General features: G+C 34.8%; 24 protein-coding genes and 5 tRNA genes. 4 read left to right on the plus strand and 25 right to left on the minus strand.

All coding sequences use genetic code 11. The features are described from left to right. Positions 1-17: 17 nt before the first annotated feature. The 22 genes from rpoB to Q4566_RS08215 all read right to left on the minus strand — a co-directional run bounded on the left by rpoB (position 18) and on the right by Q4566_RS08215 (position 17,234). The gene (gene rpoB, locus Q4566_RS08110) at positions 18-3,830 is read right to left on the minus strand and encodes a DNA-directed RNA polymerase subunit beta (RefSeq protein WP_303420135.1); all 3,813 of its coding nucleotides are present in this window, start codon (positions 3,828-3,830) and stop codon (positions 18-20) included. Positions 3,831-3,953: 123 nt separating this feature from the next. After that, a complete protein-coding gene (gene rplL, locus Q4566_RS08115; protein ID WP_216066952.1) occupies positions 3,954-4,328 on the minus strand; it encodes a 50S ribosomal protein L7/L12 in 375 nt (124 codons plus the stop codon). 62 nt (positions 4,329-4,390) lie between these two features. Further along, complete coding sequence (gene rplJ / locus Q4566_RS08120) at positions 4,391-4,912, minus strand: 50S ribosomal protein L10 (RefSeq protein ID WP_303420136.1); 522 nt, start codon at positions 4,910-4,912, stop codon at positions 4,391-4,393. 19 nt (positions 4,913-4,931) lie between these two features. Next, complete coding sequence (rplA, locus tag Q4566_RS08125) at positions 4,932-5,621, minus strand: 50S ribosomal protein L1 (protein WP_303420137.1); 690 nt, start codon at positions 5,619-5,621, stop codon at positions 4,932-4,934. Between the two features lie 20 nt (positions 5,622-5,641). Next, entirely contained in the window at positions 5,642-6,079 is a 438-nt protein-coding gene (gene rplK / locus Q4566_RS08130; RefSeq protein ID WP_303420138.1) for a 50S ribosomal protein L11, read from the minus strand. Between the two features lie 71 nt (positions 6,080-6,150). Then, positions 6,151-6,705 carry a transcription termination/antitermination protein NusG gene (gene nusG / locus Q4566_RS08135; protein WP_303420139.1) on the minus strand — a complete coding sequence of 185 codons (555 nt, stop codon included), beginning with the start codon at positions 6,703-6,705 and terminating at the stop codon, positions 6,151-6,153. Between the two features lie 25 nt (positions 6,706-6,730). Further along, complete coding sequence (gene secE / locus Q4566_RS08140) at positions 6,731-6,925, minus strand: preprotein translocase subunit SecE (RefSeq protein ID WP_216066957.1); 195 nt, start codon at positions 6,923-6,925, stop codon at positions 6,731-6,733. 74 nt (positions 6,926-6,999) lie between these two features. Continuing rightward, positions 7,000-7,072, minus strand: a tRNA-Trp gene (locus Q4566_RS08145). Positions 7,073-7,137: 65 nt separating this feature from the next. Then, positions 7,138-8,325: an elongation factor Tu gene (gene tuf, locus Q4566_RS08150; RefSeq protein WP_303420140.1), complete on the minus strand. Its 1,188-nt coding sequence runs from the start codon at positions 8,323-8,325 to the stop codon at positions 7,138-7,140. A 69-nt stretch (positions 8,326-8,394) separates the two neighbouring features. Further along, positions 8,395-8,466 (minus strand) — tRNA-Thr (locus tag Q4566_RS08155). Between the two features lie 86 nt (positions 8,467-8,552). After that, positions 8,553-8,625: transfer RNA gene (locus Q4566_RS08160), tRNA-Gly, on the minus strand. A 134-nt stretch (positions 8,626-8,759) separates the two neighbouring features. Then, a tRNA-Tyr gene (locus tag Q4566_RS08165) sits at positions 8,760-8,841 on the minus strand. 106 nt (positions 8,842-8,947) lie between these two features. After that, positions 8,948-9,021, minus strand: a tRNA-Thr gene (locus tag Q4566_RS08170). 100 nt (positions 9,022-9,121) lie between these two features. After that, on the minus strand, positions 9,122-9,424 hold the full coding sequence (hpf, locus tag Q4566_RS08175) for a ribosome hibernation-promoting factor, HPF/YfiA family (RefSeq protein WP_303420141.1): 303 nt from the start codon (positions 9,422-9,424) through the stop codon (positions 9,122-9,124). A gap of 124 nt (positions 9,425-9,548) precedes the next feature. Beyond that, a complete protein-coding gene (locus tag Q4566_RS08180; RefSeq protein WP_303420142.1) occupies positions 9,549-10,439 on the minus strand; it encodes a tyrosine-type recombinase/integrase in 891 nt (296 codons plus the stop codon). Positions 10,440-10,600: 161 nt separating this feature from the next. Further along, positions 10,601-10,795 carry a 30S ribosomal protein S21 gene (rpsU, locus tag Q4566_RS08185; protein WP_216066961.1) on the minus strand — a complete coding sequence of 65 codons (195 nt, stop codon included), beginning with the start codon at positions 10,793-10,795 and terminating at the stop codon, positions 10,601-10,603. An 86-nt stretch (positions 10,796-10,881) separates the two neighbouring features. After that, positions 10,882-12,048: an acyl-CoA dehydrogenase family protein gene (locus tag Q4566_RS08190; RefSeq protein ID WP_303420143.1), complete on the minus strand. Its 1,167-nt coding sequence runs from the start codon at positions 12,046-12,048 to the stop codon at positions 10,882-10,884. Beyond that, positions 12,041-12,925 (minus strand): helix-hairpin-helix domain-containing protein, encoded by an 885-nt coding sequence (locus Q4566_RS08195; protein ID WP_303420144.1) that lies wholly within the window; start codon positions 12,923-12,925, stop codon positions 12,041-12,043. The genes Q4566_RS08190 and Q4566_RS08195 overlap by 8 nt, the downstream gene beginning before the upstream one ends. A 24-nt stretch (positions 12,926-12,949) precedes the next feature. After that, positions 12,950-14,572, minus strand: a complete 1,623-nt coding sequence (locus Q4566_RS08200) for a sodium:alanine symporter family protein (protein WP_303420145.1) — start codon at positions 14,570-14,572, stop codon at positions 12,950-12,952. 104 nt (positions 14,573-14,676) lie between these two features. Then, positions 14,677-15,696, minus strand: a complete 1,020-nt coding sequence (locus Q4566_RS08205; RefSeq protein WP_303420146.1) for a TrkA family potassium uptake protein — start codon at positions 15,694-15,696, stop codon at positions 14,677-14,679. A gap of 3 nt (positions 15,697-15,699) precedes the next feature. Continuing rightward, positions 15,700-15,927: a PspC domain-containing protein gene (locus Q4566_RS08210; protein ID WP_067148820.1), complete on the minus strand. Its 228-nt coding sequence runs from the start codon at positions 15,925-15,927 to the stop codon at positions 15,700-15,702. Positions 15,928-15,962: 35 nt separating this feature from the next. Then, positions 15,963-17,234: a DUF2851 family protein gene (locus tag Q4566_RS08215; protein WP_303420147.1), complete on the minus strand. Its 1,272-nt coding sequence runs from the start codon at positions 17,232-17,234 to the stop codon at positions 15,963-15,965. A 98-nt stretch (positions 17,235-17,332) separates the two neighbouring features. Between Q4566_RS08215 and Q4566_RS08220 the strand changes: the two genes are divergently transcribed. Then, positions 17,333-17,728, plus strand: a complete 396-nt coding sequence (locus tag Q4566_RS08220; RefSeq protein WP_303420148.1) for a DUF2721 domain-containing protein — start codon at positions 17,333-17,335, stop codon at positions 17,726-17,728. 8 nt (positions 17,729-17,736) lie between these two features. Here the strand turns inward: Q4566_RS08220 and Q4566_RS08225 are convergent, their stop codons facing one another. After that, complete coding sequence (locus Q4566_RS08225; RefSeq protein WP_303420149.1) at positions 17,737-18,972, minus strand: ABC transporter permease; 1,236 nt, start codon at positions 18,970-18,972, stop codon at positions 17,737-17,739. A gap of 8 nt (positions 18,973-18,980) precedes the next feature. On the opposite strand from Q4566_RS08225, the gene Q4566_RS08230 reads away from it, so the two are divergent. Together Q4566_RS08230 and Q4566_RS08235 are read left to right on the plus strand one after the other, a co-directional pair. After that, positions 18,981-20,261: a DUF1343 domain-containing protein gene (locus tag Q4566_RS08230; RefSeq protein WP_303420150.1), complete on the plus strand. Its 1,281-nt coding sequence runs from the start codon at positions 18,981-18,983 to the stop codon at positions 20,259-20,261. Positions 20,262-20,324: 63 nt separating this feature from the next. Continuing rightward, positions 20,325-21,125 carry a type ISP restriction/modification enzyme gene (locus Q4566_RS08235; RefSeq protein ID WP_303420151.1) on the plus strand — a complete coding sequence of 267 codons (801 nt, stop codon included), beginning with the start codon at positions 20,325-20,327 and terminating at the stop codon, positions 21,123-21,125. A gap of 53 nt (positions 21,126-21,178) precedes the next feature. On the opposite strand, the gene Q4566_RS08240 is transcribed toward Q4566_RS08235, so the two are convergent. Next, positions 21,179-21,670 (minus strand): YkgJ family cysteine cluster protein, encoded by a 492-nt coding sequence (locus tag Q4566_RS08240; RefSeq protein WP_303420152.1) that lies wholly within the window; start codon positions 21,668-21,670, stop codon positions 21,179-21,181. A 329-nt stretch (positions 21,671-21,999) separates the two neighbouring features. Between Q4566_RS08240 and Q4566_RS08245 the strand changes: the two genes are divergently transcribed. After that, positions 22,000-22,704 (plus strand): bifunctional 2-polyprenyl-6-hydroxyphenol methylase/3-demethylubiquinol 3-O-methyltransferase UbiG, encoded by a 705-nt coding sequence (locus tag Q4566_RS08245; RefSeq protein ID WP_303420153.1) that lies wholly within the window; start codon positions 22,000-22,002, stop codon positions 22,702-22,704. Positions 22,705-22,802: 98 nt separating this feature from the next. On the opposite strand, the gene Q4566_RS08250 is transcribed toward Q4566_RS08245, so the two are convergent. Continuing rightward, on the minus strand, positions 22,803-24,533 hold the full coding sequence (locus Q4566_RS08250) for a TonB-dependent receptor (protein WP_303420154.1): 1,731 nt from the start codon (positions 24,531-24,533) through the stop codon (positions 22,803-22,805). Between the last annotated feature and the right edge of the window lie 18 nt (positions 24,534-24,551).

A 24,551-nucleotide genomic window follows, 5' to 3' on the forward strand; every position in this document is an offset into this window, starting at 1 on the left:
AGACTGTGCACTATTTTTTACTCTTCTAATCTGATGTCTAGACCTAAACCTTTCAATTCGTGCATAAGTACGTTGAATGATTCTGGTAATCCTGGATCTGGCATTGGTTCACCTTTTACGATAGCTTCGTAAGTTTTAGCTCTACCAATAACATCATCAGATTTTACAGTTAAAATCTCACGTAAGGTACTTGATGCGCCATAAGCCTCAAGTGCCCAAACTTCCATCTCACCAAAACGCTGACCACCAAACTGTGCTTTACCACCTAATGGTTGTTGCGTAATTAATGAGTAAGGTCCAATAGAACGTGCGTGCATTTTATCATCAACCATGTGTCCTAGTTTCAGCATGTAAATCACACCAACTGTTGCTGGTTGATCAAAACGCTGTCCAGTTCCACCATCGTAAAGATACGTATGACCATATCTTGGAATTCCAGCTTCATCTGTAAATCCGTTGATTTGATCGATAGTAGCTCCATCAAAGATTGGCGTTGCATATTTACGTCCTAATTTTTGTCCTGCCCATCCTAATACTGTTTCATAAATCTGTCCGATGTTCATACGAGATGGTACACCAAGTGGATTTAATACAATATCAACAGGCGTTCCATCTTCTAAGAATGGCATATCTTCTTGACGAACGATTCTTGCAACAATACCTTTGTTACCGTGACGTCCTGCCATTTTATCACCTACTTTAAGTTTACGTTTCTTAGCGATGTAAACTTTAGCTAATTTAATAATACCTGCTGGTAACTCATCACCTACAGAAATTGTAAACTTCTCACGACGTAAAGAACCTTGTAAATCGTTCTCTTTAATCTTATAGTTGTGAATTAAATCGGCAACCAATTGGTTTGTATGATCATCAGTCGTCCATTTTCCAGACACTAAATGCGCATAATCATCAACAGCATTTAACATTTTAAGCGTGAACTTTTTACCTTTTGGTAAAACCTCTTCACCTAAATCATTAAAGATACCTTGAGCCGTTTTTCCGTTTACAATGTTGAAAAGTTTATCAACTAAAACATCCTTTAATTCATCAAACTTTCTATCGTATTGTGCTTCTAAGGCAAGAATATCATCTTTATCTTGAGCACGCTTACGTTTATCTTTTACGGCTCTAGCGAATAATTTCTTTTCAATAACAACACCATTCAATGAAGGTGACGCTTTTAAAGAAGCATCTTTCACATCTCCAGCTTTATCACCAAAGATAGCACGTAATAATTTTTCTTCAGGAGTTGGATCAGACTCTCCTTTTGGAGTAATCTTACCAATAAGAATATCACCAGGCTTAACCTCGGCACCAACGCGAATCATACCGTTTTCATCTAAGTCTTTAGTAGCCTCTTCAGAAACGTTAGGGATATCGTTAGTTAATTCTTCATTTCCTAATTTAGTATCTCTTACTTCAAGAGAATATTCATCAATATGGATAGAAGTGAAAATATCTTCACGAACCACTTTTTCAGAAATTACAATCGCATCCTCAAAGTTATACCCTTTCCAAGGCATAAAGGCTACTTTCATATTTCTACCTAAAGCTAATTCTCCTTTTTGAGTCGCATACCCTTCACATAAAACTTGACCTTTAGTTACTTTATCACCTTTAACGATAATTGGTTTCAGGTTGATAGAAGTTCCTTGGTTTGTCTTTCTGTATTTAACTAACTGGTATGTTTTAATATCACTATCAAAACTTACTTTAGCTTCGTCTTCGGTACGCTCGTATCTAATTTTAATTTCTTTAGCATCAACATAAAGTACTTCACCTTCTCCTTCAGCATTAATCAATACTCTAGAGTCTGAAGCTACTTGACGCTCTAAACCTGTTCCTACAATTGGTGCATCTACTCTTAATAATGGCACGGCTTGACGCATCATGTTTGATCCCATCAATGCACGGTTGGCATCATCATGTTCTAAGAAAGGAATTAAAGAAGCAGAAATTGAAGAAATCTGGTTTGGTGCAACATCCGTATAATGTAATTGATTAGGATCAATTACCGGGAAGTCACCTTCCATTCTTGCAATTACTTTATCATGAAGAATTTTACCATTGTCATCAACTTTTACAGTTGCTTGAGCAATTAATTTTTCTTCTTCTTCCTCAGCACTTAAGTATGTAGGTTCATTTTTAATATCAACTACACCATCAGTTACTTTTCTATATGGCGTTTCGATGAATCCCATTGGGTTCACTTTCGCATATACAGAAAGAGATGATATTAAACCAATATTCGGTCCCTCTGGTGTTTCAATAGGACATAAACGTCCGTAGTGTGTATAGTGAACATCACGTACCTCAAACCCTGCTCTTTCTCTTGATAAACCACCTGGTCCAAGAGCTGATAAACGACGCTTATGCGTAATTTCAGCAAGTGGATTGGTTTGATCCATAAATTGAGACAACTGGTTTGTTCCAAAGAAAGAATTAATTACAGACGATAATGTCTTCGCATTAATTAAATCAATAGGCGTAAACACTTCATTATCACGAACGTTCATACGTTCACGAATCGTACGTGCCATACGTGCTAAACCAACACCAAATTGAGAAGATAATTGCTCACCAACTGTACGTACACGACGGTTAGATAAGTGATCAATATCATCAATCTCAGCTTTAGAATTGATAAGCTCGATTAAATATTTAATGATGGTAATGATATCCTCTTTGGTAAGCACTTGCTTATCCATTCCAATATCAAGACCTAATTTTTTATTCATTCTATAACGTCCAACTTCCCCTAAAGAGTAACGTTGGTCACTAAAGAATAATTTATCTATAATACCACGTGCTGTTTCCTCATCTGGCGGCTCAGCATTACGTAATTGTCTATAGATATGTTCAACAGCTTCTTTTTCAGAGTTTGTTGGATCTTTTTGAAGCGTGTTGTGAATAATAGCATAATCACCTTGCTCAGTACTTTCTTTATGTAAAAGAATAGTCTTCACATCAGCATCAAGAATCTCTTCTATATTTTCTTTATCAAGAATCGTATCACGATCAAGCACGATTTCATTACGCTCGATAGATACAACCTCTCCAGTATCTTCATCAACAAAATCTTCATGCCATGTATTTAATACACGTGCAGCTAATTTTCTTCCTAAGTATTTTTTTAATCCAGATTTTGAAACTTTAGCTTCTTCTGCTAAGTCAAAAATCTCTAAGATATCTTTATCACGCTCAAAACCAATGGCACGGAAAAGCGTAGTAACAGGTAATTTTTTCTTTCTATCGATGTAAGCATACATCACTTGGTTGATATCTGTAGCGAATTCAATCCAAGATCCTTTGAATGGTATAACTCTCGCTGAATATAATTTGGTTCCATTGGCATGAAAAGATTGGCCAAAGAAAACCCCTGGTGAACGGTGTAATTGAGATACAACAACACGCTCTGCACCATTAATACAAAAAGTTCCTGAAGGCGTCATGTAAGGTATAGTACCTAAGTACACATCTTGAACAATGGTCTCGAAATCCTCATGTTCAGGGTCTGTACAATATAACTTTAACCTAGCCTTTAGCGGAACGCTGTAAGTAAGTCCTCTTTCAATACACTCTTCAATAGCATATCTTGGTGGATCTACGAAGTAATCTAAAAATTCTAAAACGAATTGATTACGAGAATCTGTAATTGGAAAGTTTTCCATGAAGGTATTATAAAGACCTTCATCACCTCTTTCCTCTGATTTAGTTTCTAACTGGAAAAAATCCTGGAAGGATTTTATCTGAATATCCAAGAAGTCTGGATATTCCGTTCTATTAATAATAGAAGAGAAATTTAATCTTTCAGCTTGTGTTGATAACATCAATGGACGGAATTTTGATTAAAAAAAATAATAATAGCGTATGTAAACGTTATATACGCAAAATGGTTTAGGTCTTGAAGAACGCCTTCAGACCTAAACCGTAATGTGTTTGAGATGTTAAGCTTACTTAAGCTCTACCTCTGCTCCAGCCTCTTCTAATTGAGCTTTAAGAGCTTCAGCTTCGTCTTTAGAAACTGCTTCTTTGATAGCACTTGGTGCATCGTCAACTAAACCTTTAGCTTCTTTTAATCCTAAACCAGTTAATTCTTTAACTAATTTTACAACTGCTAATTTAGAACCACCAGCCGCTTTTAAAATAACATCAAATTCAGTTTGAGCTTCTTCAGCTTCACCACCTGCAGCAGGACCAGCAACAGCAACTGCAGCAGCAGCAGCAGGCTCGATACCATACTCATCTTTTAATATAGTTGCTAACTCATTTACTTCTTTTACAGTAAGGTTAACTAATTGTTCTGCGAAATCTTTTAAATCTGCCATTTTTCTATCGTTTTAATAATTTTGTAATAATATAATTGTAATAAAGTGCGTACTATTTAAGACTATCCTTCTTTTTCAGATAGTGTTTTTATAAGTCCAGCTATTGTGCTACCACCCGATTTAAGAGCTGATACAACATTTTTAGCAGGCGATTGTAATAATCCAACAATCTCTCCTAGTAACTCTTCTTTAGACTTGATATCTACTAATAAGTCTAATTGTTCGTCACCAATGTAAACAGCTTCCTCAATAAAAGCTCCTTTTAATAAAGGCTTTTCTGATTTTTTACGGAAGGTTTTAATTAATTTAGCCGGTACGTTACCTGTTTCAGAATACATCACAGATGTATTTCCTTTAAGTACTGAAGGTAAATCTCCAAAATCTCTATCTGAAGCCTCCATTGCTTTTGCAAGTAATGTATTTTTAACAACTGCCATTTGCACGTTTGCTTTAAAAGCAGCACGGCGTAAGTTTGAGGTAGTATCAGCGTTTAATCCTGAAATATCTGCTAAATAGATATTTGCGTTATTAGCTAAGTCTGCAGTTAATTCCTCAATTACTAATGATTTTTCTTCTCTTGTCATAATAAAAGTTTTAACTTAATTAACCAATTTTAGAATCAACAGCGATACTTGGGCTCATTGTAGAAGACATAAAAATGCTTTTTACATAAACACCCTTTGCAGTTGTTGGTTTTAATTTCATTAATGTTTGTAATAATTCATTTGCATTATCTGCAATTTTATCAGCACTAAATGATGCTTTACCTATAGCAGCGTGTACGATACCAGTTTTATCAACTTTAAAGTCAATTTTACCAGCTTTTACTTCTGTTACAGCTTTAGCAACATCCATTGTTACTGTTCCTGTCTTTGGGTTAGGCATTAAACCACGAGGACCTAATACACGTCCTAAAGGACCTAATTTACCCATAACGCTAGGCATAGTAATAATAACATCTACGTCTGTCCAACCACTCTTGATTTTATCAAGGTACTCATCTAAACCTACATAATCAGCACCTGCTTCTTTAGCTTCTGCTTCTTTGTCTGGAGTTACTAATGCTAATACTTTTACGTCTTTACCAGTACCGTGTGGAAGAGATACTACACCTCTTACCATTTGATTTGCTTTACGAGGATCAACTCCTAAACGTACAGCTAAGTCTACAGACGCATCAAATTTTGTATTGGTAACTTCTTTAATTAAGGCTGAAGCATCTTCTAAAGAATATACTCTTCCTTTTTCAATTTTCGCTAAAGCTTCTTTTTGCTTTTTTGTTAATCTTGCCATTTTGTAATGTCTTTAATAGATTAAGAAGGAAATGTTCCTGTTACAGTTATTCCCATCGATCTTGCTGTACCAGCAATCATTTTCATAGCCGACTCTGGAGTAAATGCATTTAAATCTACCATTTTGTCTTCTGCTATCGTCTTGATTTGGTCCCAAGATACTTTAGCTACTTTTTTTCGGTTTGGCTCACCAGAACCCTTTTTCAACTTGGCCGCTTCTAATAATTGAACTGCCGCTGGTGGTGTCTTAATTACAAAGTCAAATGATTTGTCTTTGTAAACAGAAATCACAACTGGTAATACTTTACCAGCCTTGTCTTGTGTTCTAGCATTGAATTGCTTACAGAACTCCATGATGTTAACACCTGCAGCTCCTAAAGCGGGTCCAACCGGTGGCGACGGATTCGCTGCACCTCCCCGAACTTGTAACTTAACTACTTTACCTAATTCTTTTGCCATTTTTAATAATTTAATTTGGTGTTATCTTTCTTTTGGAAGCGAAAGACTCACCTATCTTAATTGTAACACTATTATACTTTTTCAACTTGCATATAACTTAACTCTAATGGTGTTTTTCTTCCGAAAATCTTAACCATTACTTCAAGTTTACGCTTCTCTTCGTTAATTTTCTCGATCGTTCCATCAAATCCATTGAAAGGACCATCGATCACTTTAACTGTTTCACCTTTTGTATAAGGAATCGCTACATTAGCACTTTCCTCTACGGCTAATTCATCAACCTTACCTAACATTCTGTTTACTTCAGATTGTCTTAATGGCACAGGATCACCACCTTTAGTTTCACCTAAAAAACCGATGACGTTAGTTACCGATCTTATAATGTGAGGAACTTCACCAGTTAAATTGGCTTGAACCATTATATAGCCAGGGAAAAACACTTTTTCCTTGTGGATTTTTTTTCCGTTACGGATTTGAACAACACGTTCTGTTGGTACTAATACTTGATCAACATAATCTTGCATACCTAAACGAGCAATCTCATTTTCGATATACGTTTTGATTTTGTTCTCTTGACCACTTACAGCACGAACAACATACCATTTTTTTTCACTTACTTCAGACATAGAATTTTCTTTTTTCTGTTTAGTGTTAACTAATCAACTCAAAGTAAGTTGCAATAACTTTGCTGAATACGGTATCTACTCCCCAAATAGCAAGAGAAAATATAATTGAAAATACAGCAACTAAAATTGTTAAACTCTGTCCTTCAGCCCATGTTGGCCAAGTCACATTATTCTTTAGTTCTCCGAATGATTCCTTTATATAATTTACAAATCCAGCCATTGTGTTATTTCTTTTTAATCTAATTGAAACAAGTATCAATCTTAATTTTAATAGGCAAGCCTATTATTTACTTGCACGGGCGGAGAGACTCGAACTCCCGACACCTGGTTTTGGAGACCAGTGCTCTACCAACTGAGCTACGCCCGTAAACATAAGTCAAGGTATTCCAAAAAGGAATACCTTAGCTTATTATTTTGGTTAAACTAAATTAATTAGTCTAATATTTCAGTTACCTGACCTGCACCAACTGTTCTACCACCTTCACGGATAGCGAAACGTAAACCTACGTTCATTGCAATTGTGTTAATTAACTCAACAGTAATAGTTAAGTTATCTCCAGGCATAACCATTTCAACTCCATCAGGAAGCGCAATGTTTCCAGTTACGTCAGTTGTACGTACGTAGAACTGTGGACGGTAGTTGTTATGGAATGGAGTGTGACGTCCACCTTCTTCTTTTTTAAGGATATAAACCTCAGCTTTAAATTTAGCGTGTGGTGTTACAGAACCAGGCTTAACGATTACCATACCTCTTGAGATTTGAGACTTCTCAATACCTCTTAATAAGATACCAGCGTTATCACCAGCTTCACCTCTATCTAATATTTGACGGAACATTTCAATACCTGTGATTGTAGAAGATAATTTCTCAGCTCCCATACCAACGATATCAACAGGATCTCCAGTGTTAGCAACACCAGTTTCAATACGACCAGTTGCAACAGTACCACGACCAGTAATAGAGAATACATCCTCGATAGGCATTAAGAAAGGCTTATCCATATCACGTACAGGCTCTTCAATCCACTCATCACAAGCAGCCATTAATTCCATTACAGTATCTACCCATTTTGGCTCACCGTTAAGTGCACCTAAAGCAGAACCAGAGATTACAGGTCCATTATCTCCATCGTACTCGTAGAAAGATAATAAATCTCTAACTTCCATATCAACAAGCTCTAAAAGCTCTTCATCATCAACCATATCAACTTTGTTTAAGAAAACAACGATACGAGGAATACCTACTTGACGACCTAATAAGATGTGCTCACGAGTTTGTGGCATAGGACCATCTGTAGCAGCTACTACTAAGATTGCACCATCCATTTGAGCAGCACCAGTAACCATGTTCTTTACGTAATCGGCGTGACCTGGACAGTCTACGTGCGCGTAGTGACGGTTTGCTGTTTGATACTCAACGTGTGAAGTATTAATTGTAATACCTCTTTCTTTTTCTTCTGGAGCATTATCAATAGAAGAGAAATCTCTTGCTTCAGAGAAACCTGCATCAGCTAATACTTTAGTAATAGCAGCAGTTAAAGTTGTTTTACCGTGATCTACGTGTCCAATTGTACCAATATTTAAGTGTGGTTTTGAACGATCGAAAGTTGCCTTTGCCATGTTTTTAAATAATTTTAATCTTAGTTATATAATAATATTAGTGTAATCTATTTTTTAATCTCAATATAGAGCCAATGACGAGAATTGAACTCGTGACCTCTTCCTTACCAAGGAAACGCTCTACCCCTGAGCTACACCGGCGTAAAGTTTTTATTTCCTATTCTTTCAAAACAACCTTTAATAAGGAGATCTTAAAAAAAGAGCTTCCTGCCTCCGCAGGAATTTAGAGCGAGAGACCGGGTTCGAACCGGCGACATTCAGCTTGGAAGGCTGACGCTCTACCAACTGAGCTACTCTCGCATTTCGATAAGCTTTACACTTACCAGGTTTTCAATATTTCAAAGTTCATATTTATTTAGGATTACCTCACATTCGTTCGGTGTTCCTGGATTGGTGACCCAACCCAAACAATTCTCCTTATAAAGAACTGCTTGTGGGGAGAGCAGGATTCGAACCTGCGAAGACGTAGTCAGCAGATTTACAGTCTGCCCTCGTTGGCCGCTTGAGTATCTCCCCGGACCACTTGAAATTTCTTCTACAAAATTTCAAAGTTATTTTCAATTTTTTAATGAACATCTCAAAACTCTTAAATTTTGAGATCCCTGCCTTTGCAGGAATTTAGAGCCGATGGAGGGACTCGAACCCACGACCTGCTGATTACAAATCAGCTGCTCTAGCCAGCTGAGCTACATCGGCTTTTCTACTTTTTTTACATATAAAAAAAGTCCGCTATTTCTAACGGACTGCAAATGTATAGTTTTTTTATATTATTCAAAACATTTTTTAATAAATTTTATCATAAATATGCTCTTAATTTTTCTTTTTTCTTTTTTAGCTGTCTTTCTAGGGATGCAACAGCCATATCTGTACCCTCCTCAAAGCTTTTACATTGCTTTTTAACCACTAGACTATCGCCAGGAACACTTACTTTAACTTCAAATATTTTATTTTCTTTATCACTTGTATTTTCAACTTTCAAAAAAACATCTGATTTAATAACCTTGTCATAATACAAATCCAATTTATCCATACGTTTTTGGATAAACATTAATAATTTTTCATCTGCATTAAAATTTACGGATTGCGTGTTTACTTTCATCTGTTTACTTTTAATTTAACAAATAGACTTTATGTAATAGGTCTTGGATCATTTTACTTCAAAATCAATAAATCATTCAAAACCTATTTCACATCATCTATTTTCGATTAGACAATATGTGAATTTATTTTTTACTTCTCGGATGTGCATTAACATGTACTTTTTTAAGTTCGGCTATACTGTTGTGTGTGTAAACTTGAGTAGCAGCCAAACTTGAATGTCCTAGAAGTTCTTTAACAGCATTTAAATCGGCACCTTGGTTTAACAAATGAGTAGCGAAAGAGTGTCTTAATATATGAGGACTCTTCTTTACCTTTGAAGATGCCAAACTAAAATAATCATTTATTATCCGATAGACAAGAGTTTCATATATTTTAACGCCCTTTTTGGTTAAAAATAAATATCCTTTATCTGCAATCTCTTCTAAACCACTTCTTACTTCTAGGTAATCATTTGCAGTGTGCACTACAGAATCTAACAACGGTACAATACGTTCCTTATTTCGCTTACCGAGCACTTTTAACGTTTTATTATGTATATCTAAACTTGCCAATTTGAGCTCTACGAGCTCAATACGCCTGATACCTGTAGAATAAAATATTTCAATGATTAATTTATTTCGCAAACTTTCAAAATCGGTTCCGAAGTTTAAATCATCTAAAACGGTTTTGACTTCAGCTTCAGAAAAAGGCACTTGCACTTTTTTACTCGTTTTTAATGCTTTGTGTTTAGCTAAAGGATTCAGTTGGATATCACCAACTTTCAGAAGAAATTTATAATAGGTATTTAATGCGGAAACTTTTCGGTTGATGCTTCTATTAGATATACCACTTTCAACTAAAAGCACAATCCACGATCTTATTTGTGAATAATTAACGGCATTAATAGAAGGACTGTCGAAAGTTTCAACTATAAATTCAGAAAAACGCGTTAAATCATTGAGATAAGCTTTAACTGTTAATTCTGAATAATTCTTCTCCAGCAATAGGTAATCTGTAAATGATTTGAAATTCATCGGAAAGTTCTAGTTGAATTATTAGCTGTGGGATTAAAGTTAATTCATTATTTCAAAAGCAACAACTTTATATCTTCTAGTCTATAAAACGGTCTTAGTATAAAACAAAAAAAATCCCGCAAGAAGCGGGATTTATATGAATTGTGAGAAATCAAAATTAATTAGATATTCTCAGCATCTCTTAGTCCTTGAACGTATTGTGCTTTTTGTATTTGCGCTCTACGTAAAACAGAAGGCTTGTCAAACTGCTTGCGCGTTTGTAGTGCACGTCTTGATCCAGTTTTATCAAACTTTCTCTTGAAACGCTTTAAAGCTCTCTCTATATTTTCTCCTTCTTTTATTGGAATTATTAACATAGTGTCTTAACCTCCTCTCTTTTAGAATTTTCAGGCTGCAAATATAGAAATATTTCTATATTCAGCATCAAAAAATAAAAAATATTTTATGTCGCTGGTTTATAAGCCTTTTTATCTATAATTATCTTAGATAAAATCTCTCTTAAAATCTCTGAGGTTCCGCCTCCAATAGGTCCCAAACGACTATCGCGAAGCATTCTTGCTAAAGGATAATCTTCCATATAACCATAACCTCCTAAAAATTGCAGACATTGGTATATGACATCATCGGCCACTTTCGTAGATTTCAACTTTGACATGGTGGCTTCTTTAACCACATATTCTCCTTTATTTAAACGGTATGTCACCGAATAATTAAAAACTTTACAAAATTCAACCTCTGTTGCTAAATCGGCAATAGTATGTCTTAAGGCTTGAAACTGATCAATCGCTTTTCCGAAAGCTTGACGCTCACTCATGTATTTTAATGCATAATCTAAAGCAAATTCTGCTCTAGCATGAGCATTAACCCCCATAATTAAACGCTCTAATGAAAAATGCTGCATGATATAAGGAAAACCTTTGCCTTCTTCACCCAATAAGTTTTCAGCAGGAATCTTTACATTATCAAAAGCAATTTCTCCAGTATCAGATGCGCGCCAACCTAACTTATCTAATTTCGTTGCTGAGATACCAGGAGTTTCTCTATCGACAACAAAAATACTAATTCCTTTTCCTCCTGCTTCCGGATCTGTTTTAGCGGCTACAATTAAGTAATCACTTAAAATCCCGTTGGTAATAAACGTTTTAGAACCATTGATTGTATATGAATCACCATCCTTTACTGCCGTCGTGCGTAGTCCTGCAACATCACTTCCGCCGAAAGGCTCTGTAATACAAAGGCAACCTATTTTTTCACCTGAAATACTAGGTGTTAAATATTTCTGTTTGATGGCTTCGCTTCCTTCCGCATTAAGGTGCGTCATGGCTAAGTAAACATGTGCCCAAATGGCCGCAGCAAAACCTCCTGAATTTACTTTTTGAAGCTCTTCGAGAAGAATAATAGTGTAGAACAAATCTAAATCCATCCCGCCATAAGCTTCAGGATATTTAATTCCTAAAAAGCCCATTTCCCCAAATTTCTTCCAAATAAATCTTTCGATTTCTCCGGTTTGTTCCCACTTATCGATATGCGGAACAACCTCTTTTTGTAAAAAATCTTGAAGGCTTTTTCTAAAAAGATTATGCTCTTCGGTGAAGTACAAATTATTCATCTCTGTTTTTTTCGAGCTGCAAATATAATTGAATTATCTTGATTTTATTTACAGGGAAGTCCTTTACTTTCAATAATTCATTTAACGATTTATAACCACTTCTTAATTGGCGTTGTTCAATAATATGGTATGCTAAATCGTAATCAATATGCGGAATAGTGACCAACTCTTCTACTGTGGTCTGATTTAAATTTATTTTCTGATAAGCCTTGGATGTTTTTACCGTAAACTCATTGGTTATCCTTTCGATCACTTCAGGAGATAAACCATAAACATCTTCTAGCTGAATATCGGCAATAAAACCGCCTACAAAGGTATTTCTGAATTTTATAATACGCTCTGATAACACCTTGCCTATTCCATTTACTTTTTGAAGTTGTGCTGCTGAAGCGGTGTTTAAATCTTGCTTTTCCGCAAAGGTTTTCTGTTTCTTCTGGTTAGAATATGCTAATAGCTTGTTATTCTTATTTTTACTTACCCAATCTGGAAATTTGAAATAAGGTGAAATCACCATAAAAAGGGAGTCTGATACTTTAGTAACTTCCTGAAATTGTTCCGAAGAATTAATCCATTGCTTTTCTTTTCTGAAAGCTAACAGTCTGTCAATTTCTTCATTAGACATGCCTAGAACAGAACCTTTAAAGTCGTCAATATAATTTGGATTGAAGGGTTTTATAGTATTCTGCCTTTTCTGAAGTTTTGCTAATCGTAAGGAATCGATTTCTTTTTCGAAAGCTGCAAATGCTTTTGAATTGATTTGAACATCTTCGTAAGGCGCATCAACAAAAAAATAAACACACTGAAAAACAACAATAAGTAACAACAATAAAAAAATCCCATTTCGCTGATTTTTAGAAAAAGTGACATGGGATTTCATATAAAAGTTTTATGATATTAAAGACTACATGTGCTTAGTAAGATCTTCAGCACCATCGTCCAAAGCTTCTTCTTTTACATTGATCGCTTTTAAGTATCTAACCAATTCCTTACGAATTACAGGTGATAAAATAACCACACCTATAATATTAGGCACTACCATGGCAAATATCATCGCATCAGAGAAATCGATAACAGCTCCTAAACTTATAGACGCTCCTACAACAACGAAGAACAGGAATAATATTTTATAAATTAAATCACTTAGCTTTCCTTTTCCGAATAAAAACACCCAGCCTTGCATACCATAGTAAGACCATGAAATCATGGTTGAAAAGGCGAATAATATAACTGCAATAGTTAATATGATAGAGAAATGAGGAATTACCGTATCAAAAGCAATTGCTGTTAACTCAACGCCTTCTTTAATTGGCACCCCGTATTCCATGAAACCTCCATCAAAATTGGTGATTACAATCACTAGAGCGGTCATCGTACAAATAACCACAGTATCTACAAATGGTTCTAAAAGTGCTACAATACCTTCACTGGCCGCATATTTTGTTCTTACCGCCGAGTGCGCAATAGCAGCACTACCTACACCTGCTTCGTTAGAAAAAGCGCCACGTCTAATTCCCTGAATCATTACGCCTACTAATCCACCAGCAATTCCTAAACCAGAAAACGCACCTTCATAAATTAAACCAAATGCATCATCAATTAAAGTCCAGTTTGCACCTAAAATAATTAACGACGCTAACACATAAATTCCAGCCATAAAAGGCACAACTTTTTCGGTTACAGAAGCAATTCTTTTAATTCCTCCAATAATAACTATGGCAACAAGAACAGCCATAACCATCCCGAAATACATACCAGCATTTTCGTTCTCAAAATTAAAAAGTTTTGTAAACTGAGCAGCCGCTTGATTGGCTTGAAACATGTTACCACCACCAAACGATCCGCCTATAACGAAAATGGCAAAAATCACAGCAAGGACTTTACCAAAACCTCCCATGCCTTTTTCCTTAAACCCCTTGGTTAAGTAGTACATCGGTCCGCCGTAAACCGTCCCATCTTTTCCTACATCTCTATATTTAACACCTAAGGTACATTCAGCAAATTTAGAGGCCATACCTAATAAACCTGCAACGATCATCCAAAATGTGGCACCAGGACCACCAATAGAAAGCGCTACAGCTACACCGGCAATATTTCCTAAACCTACTGTTGCAGATAAAGCTGCAGTTAAAGCTTGGAAATGTGAAACTTCACCATGAGCACTATCATCCCTAAGGGTTTCAATAATATTAGCATCTTCATTTGGTGTCACATCTCCGTACAATGTATCGGCACCGTGTTTTTCAATATCCTCATATTTTCCTTGTACCACTTTTATGGCTTTACCGAATCCTGTGAAGTTTATAAATCTAAAATAGATTGTAAAAAACACAGCACCACTCATTAAAACGATTAGAACCCAAGGAATCTGGTAGGTTTCGGAAAATGGAATTTCATAAAATATGGCATCTACAAACCAACCGGTATACTCCTTAAAAATACGATCTATTTTTTCGGAAGTTGATTCTTGTGCAAAAATTAATAAAGGAGTAATTGTTGTTAAAATTGAAAGAAGATATTTCTTCATAAGGTAGTAATTATTACTTTTTTTGTTGATTTGGTACTAAAAGCTAGCAAGATGCTAAAAAAAAATGGTTTTTTAAAACTAAGGCTGTTAAAAATGAGAAGGCACTAGTGTATGTTGTAAACTGAATTTAAAACTTCAATCTGTTCTGGACGCCCTAAAAAGATAACTTTTGAGTTTGGAACCAGTACTAAATCTGCTTCAGGGTTTACAATATATTCCCCTTTTTCATTTTTAAAACCAATAACGGTACATCCTGTTTTCCGCCTCAAGTCTAAATCTTTTATAGTTTTTAAATCTTTGGTATCATAAAGTTTCTCAACAGGAATTTCTTCAATATTAATATCAGACTTCCCTACGATAGATAAATTATCGATAAATTCCATTAAACCAGGAACTACCACTAAAGACGCCATATGATCGCCGCCTATTTTATCCGGAAGGATTACATTATTAGCGCCGGCAAATTTCAATTTATCATACGACGACTCGTTTGATGCACGACTAATAATATTAATAGCGCTATTTAATTGTCTGGCCGATAGCACGACGAACAAGTTATCGGCATCGTTTGGCAAGGCCGAAATAAAGCAAGCTGCACGATTTACGCCAGCAGCATTTAACACTTCATCTTCATTAGCATTTCCAATCACGTATGGCACGCCATCAACTTGTAAACGTTCTTCTAGCTCCTTATCTTTTTCAATAACTACAAACTGTTTGTTATAAGCCATTAACTTAATAGCAGCTTGTTTTCCGTTTCGACCATAGCCACAAATAACGATGTGGTCTTTAAAACTATCAATCATTTTTTGCATCCTTTTTTGTTTTAATTCTTCAACATCATTCTTACTTAAAATGTATTCTGTTATTATAGAAAGCGCAAAACCCACGATAACAACACTTGCGAAAATTAAAAATATGGTGAAGATTTTTGATTCAGCATCTAAAGGCACAACCTCACTAAAACCAACGGTAGTCATGGTGATTACCGTCATATACAAGGCATCAATCCATGTATAATCAGAGATGTATCGAAACCCTAATACGCCAATTAACAAAATAATTAGAAGTAAAAATAAGGCCTTATAAATCCTGATTCTAAAAAACCGACCAACTAAATTCATAGGCTATAAATCAAAAACTGATGAACGTTTCGTGTATATCAAATCTTTAATTCGAATCCAGAATGCTAAAAATAAATATAAGGCAAAACCAAAACCTAGCGTTACAAAAGTGAGGTACATAAAAGAGGTGCGTACCACTTTTGCTCGAATTCCTAATTTATCGGCAATACGCTGACATACATAATAACCGCGTTTTTGAAAAAACAATAAAAGTTTATAAATATTGTTCATGCCGCAATTTAAGACATCCTTCAATGCTTTAAAAGTTATTTACTTAAAAGTTGATTGCCTACTGCGCATTTTAAACAGGAGTGCGTATCGCAATAATTCGTTTTAAGCTGAATTAAAGCTTGAGAATCTATAGACGATCGCGAAATTTTCTTCAAACCATTAAAAGCTTTAACAATACTATTATTTTCTGAAGTTATTTTTTCGGCTAAATCAATTAAATCGGATGATATATCTTCACCACGTTGTTTCGCATATAAAAACTTTATTGGCAGAATGGTATTGATTAGTAATAAATCGATAAATGCTTTGCTTAACGCTTTCGCGGAAACTTTAGATTCCTTGTGAAACGTGTAGTGTGTTTTCCAATAGGCTGAAGTTTCTACATGAAATAGTTCATAAAAAAAATTGAGGTCATTTAATGCAATCACTTTTGAAAACAAATTATGATGTTCGGCATACAAACTTGCCAATTGCGATAAACGGATGGTTGGGAAATTTAAAGGCCGCAATCTAAAAAACTGCAAAGGCAAAACTTGACTGTTTGTCAACTTAAATTTTTGTTTTAGGAATTGATATTCCTTCACCAAACTTAAATGGTAAGCATCTTCAACATCTTGATCTAACAAACCTGCTTGCCCGAAAAACAAAGCTTCTAAAGTATTTTGACAACTTTGTGATTTCCGAATAATAGAAAAATCCATAGAATGCGCCAAACTAAAAAAGGCATCACCATTTACTTTTAACCCGAAATTCTTGGCTAACATTTTAAACAAAACCGCTTCCCAATCATTTTTTGAATCTTTCAATAAGTTTTCGATGACTTGAGACTTTCTTTCCAAACGTTCAAAAAACAAACGCTCTAACCAATTACTTAAAGTAAAATCATCAATAGAGGCGAAATCATTTTCACAATTTATCCAGGTATTCTCTTTGGAGAAAAGCGATTTGTAATTATTTAGAATTTCAGATTTTATATAATTTTTGAGCTCCAAAGTTGGAATGACAGCTTGATCCTTTCGGAATACTTCAGTATCATGTTCCCAAACTACATGTAAAATAACATTATCATAAGCTGGGTCTCGCTCATGATTATGCACATACCAATCGGAAGACTTTACGTGTATTTCTACATTTCCAGCCCAAAGCTGTTCATCAATTTTAAGTTTTGCATTAAAAAAATCTGGTCCCGAATTGAAATTATGCTCACCAACAGTACGAATCAAAATTGGGGCTCCGTCTGTTGTTTTTAAATTGCGAATTTCAAACTTCTTGAGCTTCCATATATAATGTAGAAAATCTTCTTTCATAAATTAAAGATATAAAATTCCTACAAAATATTTCTAAATTAAATTATTAGACATAGCTTATCACAATCTAACTTCCTAAATTTGCTAAAAACTCATTTATGCACGGACTTGATTTATCTTCCCCAGCACTTTTATTTTCAGCAATTTCACTAATTATGCTTGCATACACCAACCGTTTTTTGGCCTACGCCGCTGTAGTGAGAGATTTACACGATAAATATCTTAAGAATCCAGATGAGCGCTATATCAAACAAATAAAAAACATCAAAAAACGCCTTTACTTAACGCGTTCTATGCAAATAGCTGGTATTTCAAGCTTGCTACTTTGTGTGCTTACCATGTTTTTAATCTATATCGAGCAATTTACTGTAGCGGTTTGGGTATTTGGATTCGCCTTAGTATTATTAATTGTTTCTTTAGGCTTGTTAATTATGGAGATTCAAATTTCTGTAAAAGCTCTGGAGCACCATATTAGTGATATTGAAAATAGTTAATCGGTATTTTATCGGAAACGCATGGCCTTCACCGGAGATATTTTAGTAATAATGTATGAAGGAAATAAAAGCATTAATAAGCATAAAATAAGTGTGCCTACATTTAAAATTACAATGTAACCTAAACTAATATAAACCGGCGCTTCGGTCACATAATACACACTAGGATCTAGAGGTAATAATTTTAAGTATTTTTGAGCAAAAAGGAGTCCTAAACCAATGATATTCCCCCAAAATAAGCCTAAAAGGATTAAATAAGACGCGTTATATAAAAACAGCTTTCGCACGCTCCAATTGTTACTTCCTAAAGCTTTTAAAAGCCCAATCATTTGAGTACGCTCTAAAATTAAAACCAATAAGGCGGTAATCATATTGATCCCTGCAATTAAGATCATGATACCAATAATACCATAAATGTTTTTATCGAATATTTTTATCCACTCAAAAACCGAGGCATAACGCGCTGTTATACTTTCGGTATTTAAAGTCGAAGGCGTGTTTTCATAAATCTCACGTGTCTTTGCTTCTAACTTATTATAATCTTCTAAAAACACCTCAAAATTTCCTATTTCATCGTTTTCCCAACGATTAATACGTTGCAAATGACGTAAATCTCCTATGATATAGCGCGCATCCAGTTCTTGAAATCCAGAGTTATAGATACCAACAATTTTATAATTGATAATATTTGGAAGTTTCTCTGTGTCTTCTTTAGCAAAAACCATTTGCATCTTATCCCCTACTTTATAATGCAATCTATTGGCTAAATAAGATGAAATCAAAATATCTTCATTTCGCTTTCCTGTATAATCAGGAAGACGACCTTCCATTAAAAAGTCTTTAAAATAACGCCAATTATAATCGGCACCAACACCTTTTAAATACGCCGCTTCAAAATCATTTTCAGTTCGTATTACTCCAAATTTAGAGGCTACCGCTTGAATATGGGCAATACCTTCAACAGAAGTGAATTCAGGGTAAAACTCGACATCAGTAGAAATCGGGCGAATACTTTCAAGGGAATTATTACTATCAAAATTAGAAATCGTAACATGACCATTAAAAGCCACAACCTTATCACGAATTTTTTGCTGCAAACCAATACCAGTAGCAATAGCAATCATCATAACAATGATTCCAATGGCAATTGCTGCGATACCAATTTTTATTATTGGTGCCGATATGCTACTTTTATACGCTTTACTACCAATAATGCGTTTAGCTAAAAAGAATTCGTAATTCAAATTATTCTATGAAGTTTAATATTTTCAAAAATACAGTTTTATTATTTGTTTTGGTAAACATTTCTTGTGCGTCTAAAGTGAAAGCTGAAAATTCTCAGGTTTCAAGCCAAGAAGCGATGCTTCAACGAGCTCAACATGACAAAATTGAACAAGCTGAATATGACAAAAATAGCACAACAGTTACAGATATTATAGTAGGTGCCAATCAAACTGAAAATTATTTACCGCTAATTGAAGGAAAACGCATTGGTATTGTAGCAAATCAAACTTCTGTTATTTTCAAAAATGACACCACTTACACACATCTTGTAGACTCTTTAGTGTCTTTGAAAGTGAATATAAAAAGTGTTTTTGCTCCAGAACATGGTTTTCGAGGTCAAGCTGATGCTGGCGAAGTCGTTAAAGACGGCATAGATACCAAAACAAACTTACCTATAGTTTCTCTTTACGGAAAAAACAAAAAACCTTCAGCAGAGCAACTTAAGGACATTGACCTTATTATTTTTGATATTCAAGATGTAGGCGCTCGTTTTTACACCTACATTTCTTCGCTGCATTATGTTATGGAAGCTTGTGCAGAACAAAATATTCCCGTTGTTATTTTAGATCGCCCAAACCCGAATGGCTCATATATAGATGGTCCTATTTTAGAAAAAGAAAATAAAAGCTTTGTAGGCATGCATCCTATTCCTATAGTTCACGGCATGTCCATTGGCGAATATGCTAAAATGATTAATGGTGAAAAATGGTTAGAAAACGGATTACAATGTGAGCTAACCGTAATTTCCAATAAAAACTACAACCGTAATTTAAGCTACAGTTTACCCATAAAACCGAGTCCGAATTTACCAAACGATCAATCTATAAATCTTTATCCTAGTTTATGCTTTTTTGAAGGCACCAATGTGAATGCTGGTCGCGGTACAGAGAAACAATTTCAAGTTTTTGGAAGTCCGTTTTTAAACAAAGAGAAGTTCAAATTTCAATATACACCCATTGCTAATGCAGGTTCTAAATATCCGAAACATCAAAATAAACTGTGTTATGGAGAAGATTTAACTGAAGCAAAAACAATAGATTATATAAATCTCTCTTGGCTTATTGAAGCCTACCAAAACACATCAAGTAAAAAAGATTTTTTTAATAATTTCTTTATCAAACTTGCTGGAACTTCAAAATTACAAGAACAGATTGAGTCAGGTTTATCTGCTGAAGCTATTAAAGCGCGTTGGAAAAGTGATCTGGATGCGTTTGAAAAAATGCGTACACAATATTTGCTTTACCCTTAAATTTCTAATAACCTAAAACATTTCTCTAGAAAACGAACAGCTGCAAAAGATTGGAAATATACAATGACAATTAAAGACTATGTAGAGGCAATAACTAAAAGACTTTATTCTAAAACGTCGAAAGACCATGCAAATAGGATTCTTTTAGAAACACTGACACATGATTTCGTTAAAGATATTGAATCTCCAAAAGAAAATACGGCGAACACAATTCAAGGCTTAAAAAGCGGTATTGCAAAGAACCTAGCATTAACTTTTCTACCTCAGCACGAAAGCGAAGGCAATGTTTGTTTTGCCAATAGCCCAGAATTGCAAGATGCTTATAGAACCACTTTTACGCTAATTGATATTTTAGATTATACTTATGCCGTGTTGCACTCACCTACTTACCGTAAGAAACACGTAGCATTTTCAATTATAAATTTTTCAAAAATACCATATCCTAAAGACTCCGAAATCTTCTGGAAATTGGTAAAATTAGGCAAAGAAATTAGAAAACTCCATGTATTAGAAAGTCCTAAAATTAAACATGACATGACTAATTATGAAGTGGCTAACATTGGAACAGTAAAAAGCAATCATAATTCCATAATAACTTCAATTCGAAAAAATGATTGGGAAATTATAAATGAAGAAAAACAGTTGGGCATAGTCTGGATAAACGATAGTACATATTTCGATAATATTCCTGCGATAGCTTGGGAGTTATTCATTGGAGATTCCCAACCCGCTCAAAAATGGCTAAAAAACCAAAAAGGAAGTAACTTAACACCAGAAGATATTTTACTTTATCAAAAAATAATTGTTGCTATCATCGAAACAGATAAGCTCATGAAGATCATAGATAAAATTGAGATTGATTAAAAGAAAATATTAAAAACCAGGAAGGTTTCCTTGCCGTTTGAAACTCAAACAAACTACTTAATACGCTTCTTCATTTCCTCCACAATATTGAAAGCTGCAGGGCAAATGGCCACATTTTTTAATGTTAAGTTCGAAATCTGCTGAAACTTTTTTCTATCAGTATGCGGAAATTCACGACAAGCCTTTGGTCGCACTTCATAAATAGAACAATAATTATCGGCTCCTAAAAAAGTACATGGTACCGACTGTAAAACGTAATCGTTCTCTTCATCTATTCTTAAATACTGACTAATAAACTGCTGTGGTTTTAATCTGAAAAACTTCGCTATTCGATCTACATCCTTATCTGTAAAAAGCGGCCCAGTGGTTTTACAACAATTGGCACACTCCAAACAATCGGTTTGCTTAAACTCGTCATCATGGAGCTCTTGCATGATGTAGTCTAAGTTTTTAGGCGGTTTCTTTTTTAGCTTGGCGAAGAATTTTTTATTCTCGTTATGCTTATCATTAGCCTGCTTTGGAAGATTGTTTATTAGGTCTTGCATGTTGCAAAAATAGTGCTTTTGGAATTATTATAGGTTATTACGCAGAGTTTCACAGAAGATTTCACAGAGGTTCACAAAGCATTATTTTAGACACCGATTATGTTAGTTGACGGTTATTAGTTATTAGTTTTTGGTTACTTACTCTTACGGGGGATTATTATATAAAATTTTTCACTTTTCACTTTTCACTTTTCACTTTTCACTTTTAATTTTTCACTTTTCACTTTTCACTTTTCACTTTTAATTTTTAATTTTTAATTTTTAATTACCCCCCCTTTTCGACTCTGCGTATCTTTGCGTTAACATACCTCATAAAATAATTAAGTATTATGAAAGACCTTTTCGGAAAAGCTTTACGCGATTACCAAAATGGAAATTACACCGAAAACCTCATCACAGCAACCAATATCTCTGATGAGGATAGCCTACCGCTACCCTACTTGTTTCGCGATTTTAAAGACATGCCAAAGCTTGAGCAAAAAGCATTAAAGCTTTGTAAAGGTTCTATATTAGATGTAGGCTGCGGCGCTGGAGGTCATAGTTTATATTTGCAACAAAAAGGTTTTTCGGTTAAAGCTATCGATGTTTCGGAAGGCGCCATTGAAGTTTCAAAACAACGTGGTGTTAAACACACAGAATTACTTAGCCTATTGGATGAAACAAAAACCTTCGACACCATTTTATTATTAATGAATGGCACAGGTATTTTTCAAGAAACTAACCAGATTTCTAAATATTTAACCCATTTAAAAAGCTTACTAAAACCAAACGGACAAATTTTAATCGATTCATCGGACATCAAATACATGTATGAAGACGAAGATGGTGGTTATTGGATGGACATGAATGCTGGATATTACGGAGAACTCGATTACTTCCTATCTTATAAAGGAGACAAAGAGGATGCTATGAAATGGCTATATTTAGACCTAGACACCTTAAACTTGGCTTGTGAAACCGTTGGTTTAAAGTGTGAACTCGTTGAAGAAGGTGAACATTTTGATTATTTAGCACGACTTTCAGTTTCAGCTTAGTCTAGATTACTTGATTCAATGTTTCATATAAAAAAGCCATCTAAAAAATGATATTGTTTAGATGGCTTTTTAGGCTAACATTTTAAAAGAAACGATCCTTATATCCCAAATTTATAAGTGGCACCTACTAAAATCTGGAAAGGCTGCACGTTATAACTTTGCCACCTTTGGTATGAGTTATTAGTCAGGTTATTTGCTTTTATGAAAATGGACAACTGCTCGTTAACGCGGTAACCTCCATGAATATTAATATCAAAATACCCATCAACATCTACTGTTTCTATGCTGCTGGTAGACTCTATACTTTTCTCATCTTTACGCTGTCCCATAAAGTATAAATTGGCTCCTGCAAACCAATGTTCATCGATTTGATAATCGAAAAATGCCGAACCGTTAAGTGATGGTAAATTCCATGCTTCAGCTTCAGTATCTGTATTATAAATGAAGTATTCCGCTTTCAAACCTAGTTTTAAATTTCTATTTAAATCAACATTTAATGCCCCTGATAACCCAAAAGTGGTAACATCATCATACACCACTCCGAATGAGTTTCCATATTCATAATCATATACAGCAGAAACATCTTTTATCATGTTTGCTTTAAAAAGCGCTTTGTTTTTATCAGAAATATAATGCCCACTTACATCATAACTTATATTGTTAGTCACTTTCCCTTTTAAACCAACAAAAGCATTATAAGCCTGATTGGTTGGTGATACCATTAAAGTTGGAGATACAAATGAATTTTCATTGGCAAAATCACGATAGGTATTCTGATTCAATCCCCCTTTAACACCTCCGTAAGCTATAAGTAAACCGTCGACAAATCGATATGAAGCTAAGATTTTCGGATAGAAATAAAATTTCCCTTCACCAGCTTCCATGTCGTTAAAATAGGTTACTGCAGCACCTAAGTTGAAAGTAAAATCACCTTCGTTTAACTCGAAAGTTGGAGCGGCTGTAAATTGAAAGTTGCTGTATTGATAAAGTTCATCAATATCATATAACCTGTCAAAACCCCCACTTAAATAATCGAAATTAAACGTGGTAGAAATTTCAGAATAATTGACAGGAATATCCATACTAGCATCAATGACTATTCTGCTTTCAGAAGACCCGTTATTATCAAAAAAGCGCTGTAACTTAGCGTTACCTGATTTCAAATAAGTATCTTCAAAAGTTACTTCACCTCCAAGGTATGCGTCATAAAAAGAATGTCCCACATCATCTAAATAATAAACTAAAATATTATCACTGGCAATAGGTTCTGGAATCCCGTACCAATTGTAGAACTGGTGTTGAAATCCGCCTTCGATACCCCAAGATAAGTCTCTTAATTGGGTACTATAATTTAAATTAATTTTTGAGTCGGAAAAACTATTTTTAACCACGGCGTCTTCAATACCTCCTTTGGATGAGTGATGACTAAGATAACCGCCTACCGTTTCGCTTCTGCTTACCATATGGCTTACGTAGGCCTCACCTAAAACCGTACGGAAACTTCCGCCACCTAACGAGGCATAATTATTATACAGTCGCTCACGCTTTTTTCTCGCGACTAAAGTAGCTTTTCCTTTTGATGGCGTAAAGGTTGACGCTACCGGGAACGAAAAAATATTGTATTGAATTTCCTTTTTAGTATCGGTTGTTTCATCATCTAAGGTTGGCGACTCTTTAACTTTGAAAGCATCAGAAATGGTAGGAACATAAGGTTTTACCACATCAATAACACCGGTATCTAAAGTATCGTTTTCCTTTCGTTGAGAAAAACCAACAGTTATGCTTAATAAGAAAATAACTGAAAATATATTTTTAATGTGCTTGCGCATTGCTATAGATTTACTTTT

This window comes from Tamlana sp. 2_MG-2023 (assembly GCF_030548465.1).
In the GTDB taxonomy this organism is placed as follows: domain Bacteria; phylum Bacteroidota; class Bacteroidia; order Flavobacteriales; family Flavobacteriaceae; genus Pseudotamlana.